We start from the raw sequence: 15,269 nt of genomic DNA, 5'->3' as shown, positions 1-15,269 counted from the left end.
TTCGACAACCTGATAATTGTCGCCAATTTGCAACAGTTGTATACAAGTGCCCAAATGGCGGCTATTGTTCAGCTAAGTCAAAGATAAAACAGAACACAAAGGAGTGATTGTGGGAATTCTCGAAGGTAAAGTAGCCATCATTACGGGCGGCGGACGGGGCATCGGCGCTTCCATTACCCGCGCCTTCGTCAAAGAAGGCGCATCGGTCGTAGTGAATGACCTCGGTTCCACCGAAGATGGCACCGGGCTTGACGCTGGGCCTGCAACAGACATCGCCGCTGAACTCAACGTAAATGGGCTCCGCGTTGTCGCAGATGGCGGAGATATCGCTGATGTCGCGACCGGCGAGCGCCTGGTCGCCGCAGCTATTGAGAACTTTGGAAAGCTCGACATCGTGGTCAACGTCGCCGGCATTCTTCGTGACCGTATGATTTTCAACCTCGAAGAAAAAGACTGGGACGCGGTCATCCGTGTACACATGAAAGGCGTGTACAGCACCGTGCGCCCTGCATCCGCCTACTGGCGTGAGCAGCGCAACCCCGAGGGAAACTACCGAATCATCAACTTCACCTCGGTATCGGGCCTTCACGGTTCGCCGGGACAGCCCAACTACGCTGCAGCGAAGATGGGCGTCGTCGGACTTACTCAGTCGCTCGCGCAGGGATTGGCTCGCTACGGCGTAACGGCCAACGCAATCGCACCAGGCGCCGCGACTCGTCTCGTCGCTACGATCCCGGATGGGAAAAAGATGGGTGAGGCGCCGGCTGACGAGAGGGCTATGTCGCCGGACAACATTGCACCTGTTGCCGTGTACCTCGCTTCGGATCGCTCAGATTGGATGAGCGGCCGAGTTGTCGCTGCCGCCGGCTACAAGGTCGGACTGTACAACGTGCCCGAGCAGATTGCGGAAATCTCAGGCGACGAGCCGTGGGCAGTTCAGGATCTTGCCACCGAGATCGAGAGCACGTTCCGCCCCCTCGCTGAGGGCCTCGCTCCGAGCCCGTTCTCGTCCCAGACAAAGAAGTAGCTCGTTCAACGAGCACAAAGAAATAGGAGCAAAGTCAATGACGACAGTTTATTCCACAGAGCACGAGTTGACGACCGACGAAGACATCTCCAGCGAAGATTTCTGGAGAAAGAGTTTTGAACAGCGAGACGAAACATTCGCGCGACTTCGCAAGGATAATCCCGTCAGCTGGCACCGATCGCTTGAGGTTCCGACAATGCCTCAGGAGGTGCATGGGGAAGCTGGGTTCTGGGCTGTAACTCTGGCCGAAGACATCCGCTTCGTTAGCGAGAACAACGAGATCTTTAGCTCCGCTGAGCCAGGACACATCAGTTTGGCGCCTCGTTATCCTGGGCTTCTGATTCCGCCGACATTCCTCAGCATGGACCCTCCATTTCATACCCGATACCGCCAGATCATGAGCCGGGCCTTCACTCCCAAGGCAGTCGGTGTGTTGAGCGTCAAGATTAAAGAACGAGCCGCACAGATTGTCGACCGGGTCGTCGGCGCTGGTGAATTCGACTTCGTGCACGAAGTGTCGGCAAAGCTGCCGATGCTGACTGTTGCGGACATGGTGGGTGTTCCAGAAGACCTCGTAGGGGCCTTCGCGCAAGCCGGCGACAATCAGGTTGGTGCGAGCGACCCTGACATTCTTCCGGCCGGAGTGAATCCGTTAGATTTCGTGCTGCAGCAAATCGCAATTCTGCAGGAGATTGGCGTCGACATTGTCAATCACCGCCGCAAGTACCCTGCTGCAGACATTGCGACGGCACTGGCAAATGCCGATTTCGACGGCAAACCGTTGAGCGATGACGACATCGGCGCAATGATGCTGTTGTTGAGCGTCGCCGGCAACGATACGACGAAGCAGACGACGTCACGGACTGTTGTGTCACTTGACCGTAACCCGGACCAGCGCGACTGGCTCATGGAAGACTACGAAGGCCGTATTGCTGGGTCGATCGAAGAGTTCGTTCGCCATGCATCGCCCGTCATTGAGTTCGCGCGCACCGCACGCGAAGACATCGAGCTGCGTGGACAGAAGATTCTCAAGGGCGACAAGGTCGTCATCTTCTACGGATCGGGAAACCGTGACGAACGCGAATTCGAGGATCCTCACAAGTTCGACCTCACCCGTGGACGCAGCCCACACGTTGGTTTCGGTGGCGGTGGAGTGCACTTCTGTCTCGGCAATGGTGTCGCGAAGGCTCAACTGAACGCGCTCTTCAGTGAGATTACGACCAAGCTGCCGAACATGGAGGTTGGTGAGCCAGTGAACCTGTACAGCAATTTCATCAATGGCGTCAAGAACCTTCCAGTGAAGGTGAGCTGATCATGAGTGACGTTCACACCGAAGCGGCACGCATGAGGATCGTTGTTGACCGCGGCCGCTGCACTGGCATTGGCATCTGTGAATCCTTGGCACCCGAGCACTTTGAAGTCAGTGACGATGGGTCACTGCTGCTGCTCAGCGAAACAGTCACGGATGCTGATCTAGAAGACGTAGAAACGGCCGTGCGCTCGTGCCCAGCAAAAGCGCTCAAGCTAGAGGTAATCTGAAAATGACTAATGAAGCAGGAGCCGGGCTCGTTGTAGTTGGAGCGAGCCTGGCCGGCCTTCGCGCGGTTGAATCCGCGCGACGTGGTGGGTATACCGATTCCATTACACTCATCGGGGCCGAGATCTATCTCCCGTACGACCGCCCTCCGCTGTCAAAAGGATTCCTCGCTGAGGGAGCGTCTCCCGACTACTTCCTCACAGAAGAGGAACTTCGCACTGAGCTCAACGTAGATCTTCGGTTGGGTACTTTCGTCGACGGCGTTGACACGGAACGAAAGGTGGTCACGGTTGGCGATCAAGAGATTCCCTATGAACGCCTCATCATTGCAACGGGCGCAGAGCCACGGGTACTTGCGCACCTTCCCGCGATTGACGGCATTCTGACGCTACGTACCCTCGAGGATGCGCGTCAGATCCGCGATGCAATCGGCGAAGGTAGCAACCTTGTTGTCATCGGTGCAGGCTTCATCGGTTCAGAGATCGCGTCCTCGGCGCAGGCCAGAGGTGCGACGGTCACGGTGATCGAAGCCGCACCTGTTCCGCTAGTGCGTGCGGTCGGCGAAGTTGTGGGAAAGGCAATCTCTGCGCTCCACGGGAGAAACGGAACTCGCCTGCTCACCAGCGTACAAATCGATGAGGTAATCGGAACGGATCATGTCGAGGCGGTGCGCCTCAACAACGGCGAGATCATTCCTGCCGATCTCATTATCGTGGGAGTAGGAGCCGCACCAGCAACCAGCTGGCTTGCCGACTCGGGCCTCGAAATGAGCCCTATTGACGGTGGCATCGTCTGCGACGCCTTCATGCAGACATCTGCTGAGGGTGTGTACGCGGCAGGAGATGTCGCTCACTGGCCGAATGGGCTCATGGATTCTACGATGCGCCTCGAGAATTGGACGAATGCCGCAGACCAAGGCACGCAGGCCGCGACTAACGCGCTCTTCTCTGAAAAGGCAAAGAAGTACGAAACTGTGCCTTACTTCTGGAGCGATTGGTATGGCAATCGGATCCAGTTCGTAGGAACGGCAATTGCCGACAGCGTGAGTTTTGTCTCCGGTGGTCCCGACGAAGACAAGTTCGTCGCGCTCTACCGTGCAGGAGACCGCCTCGTCGGGGTAGCGACGCTGAACGAGCCACGACGAATCATGAAATACCGTCGTTTCATCGCTGAGCGCGGCGACTTCGATCGTGCAGGCGACATTCTTCAGCCCGCCACAGCGGCATCCTCCAGCCGCTGACCCCACCCCCATTTCAACAGTATTCAACAAGGAAGTTGTCAAAGAAATGAAAGCAGCAGTACTCAAAGGCCACGACCAGCCGTTCGTAGTGGAAGAGGTCACTCTAGGCGAACTCGCTCAGAACGAGGTGCTTGTTCGCGTGGTCGGAGCAGGCATGTGTCACACAGACATGTTGCCTCGGATCCCCGAATTCGGCGCCATGGTCGCGCCGGTAGTTCTCGGACATGAAGGGTCAGGTGTGGTCGAAAAGATCGGTTCGGCCGTAACCCGCACCGCCGTTGGCGATCACGTACTTATGAGCTTTGACTCCTGTGGCTGGTGCGAATCGTGCCTTCGCGGAGCGCCGGCGTATTGCGTTGAATTCGAGCTGCGGAACGTGACAGGTCGTCGTGCTGACGGCTCCGTCAGCGCGACGACCGAGTCTGGGGATCCAGTCGCCAACCGTTGGTTCGGCCAATCCTCTTTCGCCGAATACTCGATTGCGACAGAGCGCAACATTGTTGTAGTCGACAAGGAAGTGCCGCTTGATCTTCTCGGGCCGCTTGGCTGCGGCATCCAGACCGGTGCTGGCTCAGTGCTCAACGAGATGAAGCTTGCCGCAGGCCAGAGCATTGCAATCTTTGGAGCGGGTGCTGTTGGTCTCTCCGCAGTGATGGCCGCCAAAATTGCGGGCGCCAGTGAGATCGTCGTGATCGATCTCAATGAGAGCCGATTGGAGATGGCGCTTGAGCTCGGAGCGACCCGCGTCGTGCGGGGCGACGACCCTGACGTTCAGGCGGCAGTGGTGGCAGGCAGCAGTGGGGTTGACTTCACGTTCGAGACGACCGCGGTCAGCTCAGTGATCCAAACCTCCATCACCGTGCTCGCTCGTCCGGGCAAAGCTGTTCTTGTGGGCGCTGGTGGTGGAGACCTAGTTGTCGCCCCCAATCTCCTCGCGGGACGCACCGTGACGTATGCCCTAGAAGGTAGCTCAATACCTCAAATTTTCATTCCGCAGTTGCTCGAATTTTGGAAAAAGGGGCTGTTTCCCTTTGAGAAGCTCATTCGAACCTACCCGCTCGCGGACATCAACCAGGCGGAAGCCGACTCATTGTCGGGCGTGACGATCAAGCCTGTACTCGTTGTCAGCGAAGCCTGATCGAAGGGGGGAAACAATCATGACAAGTGCAGACCTATTCTCGATGCCAGCTCTGGCGACAGTGAACGGCGCAGATTTTGCGACCGAAACAACCTTTGGCGTTATTAACCCGTCGACAGGCGCCGTCTTTGCCCAAGCACCCGCGGTGACTCCGCTGCAGCTAGATCTCGTTTTTGCTGCAGCGGATCGAGCCTTCCAGATGTGGAAGCGGGACGACGAGTTCCGTCGTGCCGGCCTGCTGGCCGCAGCAGCCGCGATTGAGGCTGCCGTCGAGGAACTGGCGCCTATCCTCACCGCTGAACAGGGGAAACCACTCGCTGACTCACGGATGGAATTTCTCGGCGCTGCCATGTGGCTGCGTTACTTCGCGGAGCTCGAGGTGCCGAGGGAAGTAATCCGAGACGACGCCGAAGGGTACGAAGAGGTTTTGCGCCGCCCGATGGGCGTCGTGAGCGCCATAACGCCGTGGAATTTTCCCATCACGCTCGCTATGTGGAAGATCGCACCAGCATTGCGCGCTGGAAACACAATTGTGGTGAAGCCTTCTCCCTATACGCCTCTAGCTACACTCGCCCTCGCGAAGGTTCTGCGCGGGGTGTTGCCGGATGGCGTGCTCAACGTTGTTACGGGGCCGGATCCGCTTGGTGCCGCAATGGTTTCGCATCCAGTTCCGCGTAAGGTCAGCTTCACCGGATCGACCGCAGTGGGCAAGCGCGTTGCTGTTGCAGCCGCAGAAGATCTCAAACGAGTCACTCTTGAGTTGGGCGGCAACGACCCCGCCATTATTCTCCGGGACGTCAATGTCCAGGAGGTCGCAGACAGCCTCTTCTGGAGCGCGTTCGCCAATAACGGCCAGATTTGCCTAGCCGTCAAACGTGTATATGCGCACAAAGATGTCAAGCAGGAACTGGTAGAAGCACTCGGCGAGATCGCGCGTAAGGCCCGCATCGATGACGGTATGACTGACGGGGTGCAGCTCGGTCCGATCAATAACAAGCCACAGTTCGAGCGAGTGAAAGACCTTGTGCGCGACGCTGTGGGGCGGGGAGCTCGGGTGGTTGCCGGTGGTGAAGCGCTTGACCGGGACGGCTACTTCTACAAGCCAACCATTCTCGACGGTGTCGAGGATGATTTCAGAGTTGTTGACGAAGAACAGTTTGGACCTGTTCTGCCGATTCTCGAATTCACCGATGAATCCGACGCAATCGACCGGGCGAACAACAGCGAGTACGGGCTCACCGCATCAGTGTGGTCAGCCGATACCGAGCACGCGCTTGCGGTCGCGTCACACATCGACAGTGGGCAGGTTTCGATCAACGCCCATGGGCGAGGAGTGTTGCCACACCTTCCATTCGGTGGCCACAAATGGAGCGGCGTTGGAGTTGAGAACGGCCCGTGGGGGCTGCACAGCTTCACCGAGCTCCAGGTCGTCGCGGGCCCACCGCGAAAGAAGAACTAAAGGACTAGAACACCATTTTCCGGGGTGGCGCGCAGGCGTCACCTCGGTCTATCAAGGCCAACTGGTCGGGCGACCGTAGCCGCTACATGAAACTCAATGAGGAGAAATAATGAGCATGACTACAGCTGTTCGAAAAAGACGGAGCCCGTGGTGGGTGGTATTTGGCGGGGGTGTCGCTGGCGCGTTCGGTCCCGGTCCGGTCGTTCTCAGCACCCTCGGTATCTTTGTTATCCCGATCACTGATGAGACGGGGTGGGGGAGGACTGTCGTTACTGGCGCCTATTCTGTGGCGGCTATCGGCATGGCCATCGGACTTCCCATCGTCGGCCGTATGGTCGACAAGTATGCGTTGCGCCCGGTCCTTGTGATTTGCTGGACCGGCTTCACAGCCTTCACCGCGGTCATCGCGCTTACGCCGGCTGATAACGTCGTACTTTTCTTGGTACCTTTCTTCCTGCTTGGCTTCTTCGGAGCTGGAACATCGCTCACCTTCACCAAGGCGTTAATGAGTTGGTTCGACAACAAGCGGGCACTCGCCGTCGGTGTCATGGCAGCGATTACTGGGCTCGGTACTTCGTTCGTGCCCATCATCGCGGGTGTATTTATTGGCAACTACGGTTGGCGTACCGCCTACCCGCTGATGGCTCTCATCGCCTTGGTTGTCGCGCTCACCATGACCTTTGCGTTTGTCCGCGTGCGTGCCGAGCGCAGTGTTAAGGGGCGACTAGTTACCGAGTCCGTCGAAGATGGCGAGGTTGTCAGCCTTGAATTGCCAGGGCTCACCTTGGGAGAGGCGCTGCGAGGGCGCCACTTCTGGATGCTCGCGCTCGCACTTGGTTTTGTCGGTGTCACAATCGTTGGCTTGCAAGTTCACTTGGTGCCCATGATGTCGGACCGCGGGCTTGGTGTGCCGCAAGCGGTATTGCTGGTGACGATATTCGGGCTCGCATCGCTCGTTGGGCGACTTGTTGGGGGCGTGCTCATCGACAGGATTGATGGCCGCATTATTGGCCCGATCGTGATTATCGCGCCGGCCATCGGCCTTTTCTTCCTTCACACCCCCTTCTTGAGCGCCGCGATCGCGGTCGGTCTCATCGGGCTTGCGTACGGAATCGAAGCGGACTTAATCGCTTTTTTTGTCAGCCGCTACCTTGGCATGAAGCACTTCGGACGTATTCTCGGCGTCGTGCTTTCTGCCTTCCTGTTGGGAACCGCCTTCGGCCCGCTCTTGCTCGGTCTTGCCTACGACACGTTCGGGGCGTACGACCCGGTGATTCCGGTACTCGCGGGTGTACTCGTGGTTTCTGCGATCACGATTGCGTTTCTCGGTAAGTACCCCTACCCCGCTATCGAAGGCTTCGATAAGGTCGCGGCGACAGATGAAATGGCCGCTGCTGAAGCGCTGAGCAAACTTGCTCGGCAGGAGGACTCGCAGGCAGAGGCAAGTGAGACTGTGCTGACCAAGTAGTACCCGTTTGTTTGAGTGCGCCGCGCAGGAATCAGTTTTTTGCGCGGCGCACATCAATACCACTGAGGAGTAACCATATGTCAGGACCGGTCAGCCCTTATTTGGCATGGAATGTAAAAACGGCATTCCGCTCTTACGTTGAAGACGTCGGTGGAACTATCGAGGTGACTGATGGTGCGGCAAAGCAGCAGCAAGCTTTTTTGTTCCCGTTTGTTGCGGAGGGCGACGGGGTTCTGAAATTCGGTGGAGCGGTTCGGTTTAGTGCCCACGCTGGAGCCATGAACTTGTTGATTTCGGACCCCTGGGTCCACGTGGATAATGACGGCAGTCGGCTCAGCGTTGCTGGCACAGAGGCCACCCGCACTGCCGGGCTCCGCTTGTTCCTTGCGCAGTTGAGCACTCCGGCTCACGGCGCCGAGGGGGCCGATGTTTCTTCAGTTCTTCTCGAAGCAGCGTTGCTTTCAGAGGGCGCTGTAGCGTTCGATTTCCGCTACGCGGCCGGCACGCAGCTCGACCCCGTTCGCCATTCTGTTTCTACGTGAGCGTCAGAGCAGTTCATTCCTAAATCGAGTTCACCTCTCCCTGTAGCGGCGTCGCTAGTTCCGGCTATGCATACATTTCTCACGGTTCAGGCGGTTTGAGCCTCAATTTCTGAATTGAATGCGCTGAATGTATACAAAAAGTCTAAATCCGGCTAATCTGGATCCATCAAACAAAGGAGTTCGATCGTGGCCATCGATACGTCATACGTAGGTAAAACCGGCGCCCCGCTGCGGCGCACGTGGGAATCAAAAGATGCATTGCTCTATGCGGTCGCTGTGGGTGCTGGCCAAGGCGATGCGTCAGCCGAGCTGAAGTTCACTACAGAGAATTCTGCTGTTCAACAGCGCGTGCTGCCGTCATTCATTTGTGTCGCGGCTGGCGGACCACTGCCCGACGGCTTCAGCATCGATATGACCAAGATGCTGCACGCGGACATGGGGTTCGAGTTGTTCGGCGACTTGGATGCCAGCGGAGACGTCACATCCACCGCTTCGATCACTGGAATTTTTGACAAGGGTTCAGGCGCCCTAGTATCAACCGCTACCGACGTGGTCGACACGGCTAGTGGAGAGCTCGTTGCGCGTCTACAGTCGGGAATGTTCGTGCGCGGTGAAGGCGGATTCGGAGGCGAGCGTGGACCCGGCGATGGTTGGGAGCAGCCCGATCGAGAACCCGACGTCATCATCACCTACGAGACTCGCCCAGAACAAGCACTGCTCTACCGTTTGACTGGCGACCGCAACCCGTTGCACAGCGACCCAACATTTGCCGCACGTGCAGGATTTCCGGCGCCGATTTTGCACGGCATGTGCACCTATGGCTTCACCGCCCGAGCACTCCTGCACGGCATCGCGGGTTCCGATCCGTCGCGATTCGGCAGTATGCACGCACGATTCACAAAGGTCGTTTCCCTCGGGGAGACGCTCACTGTGCGGATGTGGTCGGAGGATTCGGGCGCCCGGTTCCAGACGCTCAATAGTGCGGGCGAAGTTGTGCTCGACCGCGGATCGATGACGCTACGATGAGCGTCCGTAAACAGGCCGGGGGCGACGATACGAGCGCACTGGCAGACATCCGAGTACTCGATCTCAGCACCGGAATCGCGGCGCCCGTCGCGAGTATGTTCCTTGGTGACTTCGGCGCAGACGTGATCAAAGTCGCCTCGCCTGAACCAGACGTCTACGATTCGCTGCCCGGTGCCGCTGTATGGAATCGTAACAAGCGCTCCGTCGTCATTGATCCGACGGTGGAAGCGGACCGAGACTGGTTAGTGGCTGCCATCGGCAACGCGGATGTGTGCATTCTGGGCGCCGCAGACAGCTTAGCGGCCTGGGGCCCGGAGGTTGAGTCTGCGGCTGCGGCAAACATCAGACTCATCGAGCTTCGAATGCCGCCCTACCTTGACGGTTACGCACCGTGGGAGGGTGAGTCAAATGGTCTCTTGGCAGCATATGGCGGACAAGCGATGCGGCAGTCGTCAGTCGCGGGCGGTCCGATCGAGACCATGTCGCCGTATCTCCTCTATATCCATGGCGTGTGGGCAGCGGCATGTTTAGTTGCTGCGTTGGTCGAACGCACGGTTTCCGGGCTCGGGCAAGTGGTGACGGTCACTGGTGTTCAAGGATTGATCGAGGCAACAGTCACTGCGATGAGCGTCGATCCCACCCTGCCTGACCCCTCGATGAAAGTTGGTCCAGCGGGGCGTCATCCTACCTACCGTCAGTTCCGCTGTTCCGACGGTACCTGGATTTCCTGTGGTGCTCTCGGCCCGAAGTTTGAAACGGGTCTGCTGAAAGCCCTCGGCCTCGACGCCATTCTCGCTGACCCAAGAATCGACGGGGTATCAGCTCGAATGGCGCTCACGGAGAATTTCGAATGGTGTTTGCCAAAACTCGTCGACGCTTTCGCTTCGCGCACGCGGGAGGAATCGCTCGCGCTGCTTTCCAGCATTGGCATTCCTTGCGGCCCCGCGATGAGCAGGGAAGAATGGCTCGATCACCCACAGATTCGCGGAATCGGTATGCGGGTGGAGATCGACGATCCGGCCCGTGGTCGTGTCGTAATGCCTGGCTCAGCGATTAATCTCACACGCACACCAGCACGATTCGACCGCCATGCTCCCTCGCATGGCGAACACAACGGCGCCACGCCCTGGAGCGCTCGTCCCGTTTCTGAGGAGCCGGCGCCCCGTTTCGTTGAGGGCCCGCTCGCGGGATTCCGAGTACTCAATATGGGAACCTTTGTGGCCTCGCCCTACGCAGGATTCCTCTTGAAGGAACTGGGGGCTGATGTGATCAAGGTTGAGCCACTCACAGGCGACCCATTCCGCGGTTCGGGTTACGCCTACAACAGAGGGATGCGCAGTCTTGCGATTGATCTAAAATCTGAGGCAGGGCAGGGCGCGTTCCATCGGCTCGTCAAGGTCAGTGATGTCGTGATCGACGGCATGCGCCCTGGGGTGATGTCCAGTCTTAATATCGACTACGAGAAACTCGCCGAAATCAACCAAAATATCGTCACGATGTCGCTCTCTGCCTATGGTGAAGGTGGGCCGCTCTCGCAGGCTCCGGGGGTCGACATGGTCGTTCAGGCGATGAGCGGAATGATGACATCGTGGGGCGGGGAGGATGACCCTGTTGCAAATACGATTGCTATCAACGACGTGACTGCAGCCGCGCTCTCTGCGCTCACGTGCGTTCTAGCGCTCTACGACAGGCAGCAAACTGGTCGGGGGCAGCGCACCTGGGACTCGCTGGCGGCGGTTTCGGTCTTCCTGCAGATGGGAGACATGGTCAAGTACGATGGCCGTCCGGAGCTGGCCGTTGGGCGCAGCGACCTTCGAGGCCTCTCACCAGTGCAGTCATACTATGAGACTTCGGATGGGTGGATCTACGTTGATTCCACGCTCGTCAAGGGAGGGCCGGCAGCAGCAACCTCGATGCTGGTGTTCGCGGAACTCATAAACTCAGACACTTCTTCCGGTGACATGGACGCTGTTCGTGAGTCGCTGGCAAAGTCGTTGCGCGAGTTGACGAGCGAGGAGGCGGTGGCTGCTGTTTCGGCGGCAGGGCTTCGTGCAGTGCAAGCGCGGCCGCTGAGTTCAGTGCTCCGTGATCCACGTTTGCTTGACGCAGAGGCAGTGCATGTGCGCACAGCCGACGATAAGAGCAGCTTCATGATGACAGCGCGTTATGCCGGATTCAGTCGGACTCAGCGTCGCGGGCCTTTGAGCCCGGATGGGGTCGGGCAAAGCACGGTAGCCGTGCTCACAGAAGCCGGGTTCGACGACGACGAGATCACTGCGTTGCTTGAGGTTGGCGCTGTGCGGACGGGCGGCCCTGTGCAGCACGTCTTGCCGATCGCGTACCGCTAGGGGACCAAGCCAGAGTGACTCTCTTCCGGCCCAGTACCGCTATGCGGCTGGGCCGGAAGCCGAGTTTAACCGTGGAGTGAAGCGAATTGCTCGTCAGTCAGAGTGATTTCTTCCGCTCCGAGATTTTCGCGAAGATGCTGTTGAGACGATGTACCTGGAATTGGCAGCATGACGTCTGAGCGCTTGAGCAGCCAAGCGATGGCGACCTGCGCGGGAGTGCTTCCCGTCTCCGATGCAACGCGAACCACGGCGTCTGCCGTCGTGAGGTTGCCGGTATCGAGCGGAAACCACGGGATGAAACCAATCCCATTGGCTGCGGCGTAATCAAGTACATTCTCGAAGTCGCGGAATCCAAGGTTGTAGCGATTCTGGACGGTGACGATCTCGGCGACAGCGCGAGCTTGCTCGATTTGCTCGACGGTTACCTCGGAGAGTCCAATGTGACGAATCTTGCCTTCTTGCTGCAGCGCCTTCAGCTCACCGACTTGATCCTCGAGTGGAACCGTCGGGTCAACCCGATGCAACTGTAATAGGTCGATGCGTTCGAGGCCGAGGTTGCGCAGGCTTAACTCAGTCTGCTGACGAAGGTACTCGGGGCGACCAAGGGGGATCCACTGGTTGGGGCCCTGTCGGGTGAATCCAACTTTGGTGGCGATTACGACATCGTTGCGGTAGGGGTGAAGTGCCTCTCGGATAAGGGCATCGGTGACGTACGGGCCGTAGACGTCTGCGGTGTCGATCAGCGTGACGCCGAGTTCCACAGCGAGTCTGATCACCGCGACGGCGTCGTCGCGGTTGGTTGGCCAATCCCAAACGCCGGGCCCAGTGAGTTGCATGGTTCCGTAGCCGATTCGACGCACGGGGAGGTCGCCGCCGATTGCTAGTTGCTGGTTGATCGCTTCGGTGCTCATCGTGTTCCTTTCGATCTGCGTATTGTATACTTTTGCGCCCAGAACGCTAGACTGTTAGGCGTGAATCGCTTAGAAATTGTTTCATTGGTATACAACATCGGTCTCGCGTGATGACGGACGGAAACCTCACCGTGACGCAGGACTGTGCCGTCGCGACCATCACAATTTCCAACCCGCCCCGACGAAACGCGATGACGCTATCGATGTGGCAGTCGTTCGAGCCGACTCTGGCGAGGCTAGCGGATGACTCAACCGTCACCGTCGTGGTGATTCGCGGTGCGGAGGGGCACTTCTCGGCGGGCGCAGATATTGGCTCGCTCGATTCCATCCTTGATCCAAGCGTGGGGTTAGGAGGGTGGGTTTCTCGTGCAGAGGAGGCGATCGCTGCCTTCCCCAAGCCGACAGTGGCCGCGATCGAGGGGATTTGTTTTGGCGGTGGTTGGGAAGTTGCGGCGGCCTGTGACCTACGTGTGGCGGCCACGAGTTCAAGTTTGGCCATAACGCCGGCAAAAATTGGCATCATCTACCCGTTGTCGGGCATCACGAGGCTAGTGAATATCGTCGGCCCGGCCCGGGCCAAGTACTTGCTCTTTACTGGCAATAGCGTCTCGGCTACCGAGGCTTACGAAATGGGATTGATCACTTCGGTCGTCGCGGATGAACATTTCCCATCGAGCCTTGAGTCGCTCTGTGCCGATCTGGTGGCTAGATCTCAGCTCTCGATTCATTCTACTAAGCAGCTCATCGGCGCTCTCGTGTCAGGCGATGGCGATGTCGAGCAGCTCTACGCGCGCTGGTGGGAAGAGCTGAAGGTGAGCGAGGACCCCTCGATCGGGGCCGCAGCTTTCGCCGCACGGGAGAAACCTAGGTTCGTGTGGGGGCGCGACTAGCTGTCACGCCCTGTGTCGCAAGAATGCATGATGTATACAATCTTGCGTTTTAGGATCCCTGTGAGGATGAATACCCCACATTTTCAGATTAAAAAGTATACAAACAACGCACGTCGGACTATTCTGGCGAGTACGCTTTCAACGGCGTCAAAGGGTTTAGCAACACCAGGTCGTCGGAGTCGATGACCTCGGTTACGAGAGGAAGATTTCAATGACGATTTCCGACACGCAGATGCTGAAAATTGCGGCCACCAGTGGCGGAAAGGACCTTAACGCGTCCAGTTCCTTCTCTGTCATTAACCCAGCGACGGGTCGCTTTTTTGCGGAGGCACCCTCGATCACCGCAGAGCAGCTCCACGGTGTCTTCGAAGTGGCTCAGTCTGCTTTTGCTACGTGGAAGAGGGACGACAACTACCGCCGCGAAGTGCTCAGAGAGATGGCGAACGCGGTTCGGAACGGAGTCAGTTCGATTGCGCCCATTCTCACTGCCGAGCAGGGGAAGCCATTGGATGTGGCGGCGAGCGAACTGATGGCCGCGGCTGCATGGTTCGATTACTACGCAGAGTTAGAGATTCCGCGCGAGGTGATCCGCGATGATGCAGCCGGTTACGAAGAAATCTTCCGGCGCCCGCTCGGTGTCGTCAGCGCGATCACTCCCTGGAATTTCCCTATCGCACTCGCCGTCTGGAAGATCGCCCCGGCGCTTCGTGCGGGCAACACCGTGGTGGTCAAGCCATCGCAATTCACCCCTATGTCAACTCTTGCGCTGGGGCAGCTTTTCCGCGGGATCGTTCCGGACGGCGTGCTCAACGTGGTCTCGGGAACCCTGGGGTCGGCTATGGTCTCGGATCCAATTCCGCGCAAGGTGAGTTTCACGGGCTCCACTGAGATTGGCAAGATCGTCGCCCTTAACGCAGCGGATGACCTCAAGCGCGTCACTCTGGAACTGGGCGGCAACGACCCGGCGATCATCCTTCCGGACGTAAACGTCTCCGAGGTAGCCGAGACTTTGTTCTGGAATGCCTTTTACAACAACGGTCAACTCTGCTATGCCGTCAAGAGGGTTTACGCGCACGAGAGCATTCGCGCTGAGCTCACCGAAGCACTGGGTGAGATTGCTCGCTCCGTGAAGGTCGATGACGGCACTGTGGCCGGAGCACGGCTCGGCCCGATCAACAACGAACCCCAGTTGAGCCGCGTGGCGGAGCTGGTCGAGGATGCGACAAGCAACGGCGCACGTACCGTTGCTGGGGGCTCACGAATCGACAGGGACGGATACTTCTTCCAACCTACGATTCTCGACAATGTTTCTGACAGCACACGGGTCGTTGCTGAAGAGCAGTTCGGGCCTGTGTTGCCCGTTTTGTCATACACCGATATCGATGACGCAATCAAGCGTGCAAACAAGAGTGAGTACGGATTGACGGCATCCGTTTGGTCGGGTGATCCGGAGCGTGCCTATAGCATCGCCGGCGAGCTCGATGCCGGTCAGGTTTCGATCAACGAGCACGGGCGTGGTGTGCGGCCGCACCTCCCGTTCGGCGGGCATAAGTGGAGCGGTGTCGGCGTTGAGAATGGTCCCTGGGGGCTTCACGGTTTCACCGAACTTCAAGTCGTCGCAGGGCCTCCGCGCGTATGACCGTTCGATAGTGCCACGCTACGAAGCGCGGTAAAACCTCAAGA

Annotated in this window: 13 protein-coding genes; 12 read left to right on the top strand and 1 reads right to left on the bottom strand. The window is 58.3% G+C overall.

From position 1 onward, the window contains the following. The first annotated feature begins 109 nt into the window (after positions 1–109). The 10 genes from I6E73_RS11785 to I6E73_RS11740 all read left to right on the top strand — a co-directional run bounded on the left by I6E73_RS11785 (position 110) and on the right by I6E73_RS11740 (position 11,785). On the top strand, positions 110–1,027 hold the full coding sequence (locus I6E73_RS11785; RefSeq protein ID WP_197125801.1) for an SDR family NAD(P)-dependent oxidoreductase: 918 nt from the start codon (positions 110–112) through the stop codon (positions 1,025–1,027). 37 nt (positions 1,028–1,064) lie between these two features. Beyond that, positions 1,065–2,339 carry a cytochrome P450 gene (locus I6E73_RS11780; protein ID WP_197125798.1) on the top strand — a complete coding sequence of 425 codons (1,275 nt, stop codon included), beginning with the start codon at positions 1,065–1,067 and terminating at the stop codon, positions 2,337–2,339. A gap of 2 nt (positions 2,340–2,341) precedes the next feature. Further along, positions 2,342–2,566 carry a ferredoxin gene (locus I6E73_RS11775; RefSeq protein ID WP_197125797.1) on the top strand — a complete coding sequence of 75 codons (225 nt, stop codon included), beginning with the start codon at positions 2,342–2,344 and terminating at the stop codon, positions 2,564–2,566. A 2-nt stretch (positions 2,567–2,568) separates the two neighbouring features. Then, on the top strand, positions 2,569–3,804 hold the full coding sequence (locus I6E73_RS11770) for an NAD(P)/FAD-dependent oxidoreductase (protein ID WP_197125796.1): 1,236 nt from the start codon (positions 2,569–2,571) through the stop codon (positions 3,802–3,804). Between the two features lie 46 nt (positions 3,805–3,850). Beyond that, a complete protein-coding gene (locus I6E73_RS11765; protein ID WP_197125795.1) occupies positions 3,851–4,942 on the top strand; it encodes an NAD(P)-dependent alcohol dehydrogenase in 1,092 nt (363 codons plus the stop codon). Positions 4,943–4,961: 19 nt separating this feature from the next. Beyond that, complete coding sequence (locus I6E73_RS11760; protein ID WP_231600907.1) at positions 4,962–6,401, top strand: aldehyde dehydrogenase family protein; 1,440 nt, start codon at positions 4,962–4,964, stop codon at positions 6,399–6,401. Between the two features lie 115 nt (positions 6,402–6,516). Further along, complete coding sequence (locus I6E73_RS11755; RefSeq protein ID WP_197125794.1) at positions 6,517–7,869, top strand: MFS transporter; 1,353 nt, start codon at positions 6,517–6,519, stop codon at positions 7,867–7,869. 77 nt (positions 7,870–7,946) lie between these two features. Then, positions 7,947–8,411: an HtaA domain-containing protein gene (locus I6E73_RS11750; protein WP_197125792.1), complete on the top strand. Its 465-nt coding sequence runs from the start codon at positions 7,947–7,949 to the stop codon at positions 8,409–8,411. A 186-nt stretch (positions 8,412–8,597) separates the two neighbouring features. Beyond that, complete coding sequence (locus I6E73_RS14910) at positions 8,598–9,437, top strand: MaoC family dehydratase (protein ID WP_197125790.1); 840 nt, start codon at positions 8,598–8,600, stop codon at positions 9,435–9,437. Then, a complete protein-coding gene (locus I6E73_RS11740) occupies positions 9,434–11,785 on the top strand; it encodes a CoA transferase (RefSeq protein ID WP_197125788.1) in 2,352 nt (783 codons plus the stop codon). Before I6E73_RS14910 ends, I6E73_RS11740 begins: the two co-directional genes overlap by 4 nt. A 65-nt stretch (positions 11,786–11,850) precedes the next feature. On the opposite strand, the gene I6E73_RS11735 is transcribed toward I6E73_RS11740, so the two are convergent. Next, positions 11,851–12,696 (bottom strand): aldo/keto reductase, encoded by an 846-nt coding sequence (locus I6E73_RS11735; RefSeq protein ID WP_197125786.1) that lies wholly within the window; start codon positions 12,694–12,696, stop codon positions 11,851–11,853. Between the two features lie 110 nt (positions 12,697–12,806). Here I6E73_RS11735 and I6E73_RS11730 point away from each other — a divergent pair, with 110 nt between their 5' ends. Together I6E73_RS11730 and I6E73_RS11725 are read left to right on the top strand one after the other, a co-directional pair. Then, the gene (locus tag I6E73_RS11730) at positions 12,807–13,586 is read left to right on the top strand and encodes an enoyl-CoA hydratase/isomerase family protein (RefSeq protein ID WP_197125784.1); all 780 of its coding nucleotides are present in this window, start codon (positions 12,807–12,809) and stop codon (positions 13,584–13,586) included. Positions 13,587–13,797: 211 nt separating this feature from the next. Beyond that, a complete protein-coding gene (locus I6E73_RS11725; RefSeq protein ID WP_197125783.1) occupies positions 13,798–15,225 on the top strand; it encodes an aldehyde dehydrogenase family protein in 1,428 nt (475 codons plus the stop codon). Positions 15,226–15,269: the final 44 nt, after the last annotated feature.

It is taken from the genome of Salinibacterium sp. SWN248 (assembly GCF_015864575.1).
In the GTDB taxonomy this organism is placed as follows: domain Bacteria; phylum Actinomycetota; class Actinomycetes; order Actinomycetales; family Microbacteriaceae; genus Rhodoglobus.
This window is presented reverse-complemented; position numbering and strand designations above follow the sequence as displayed.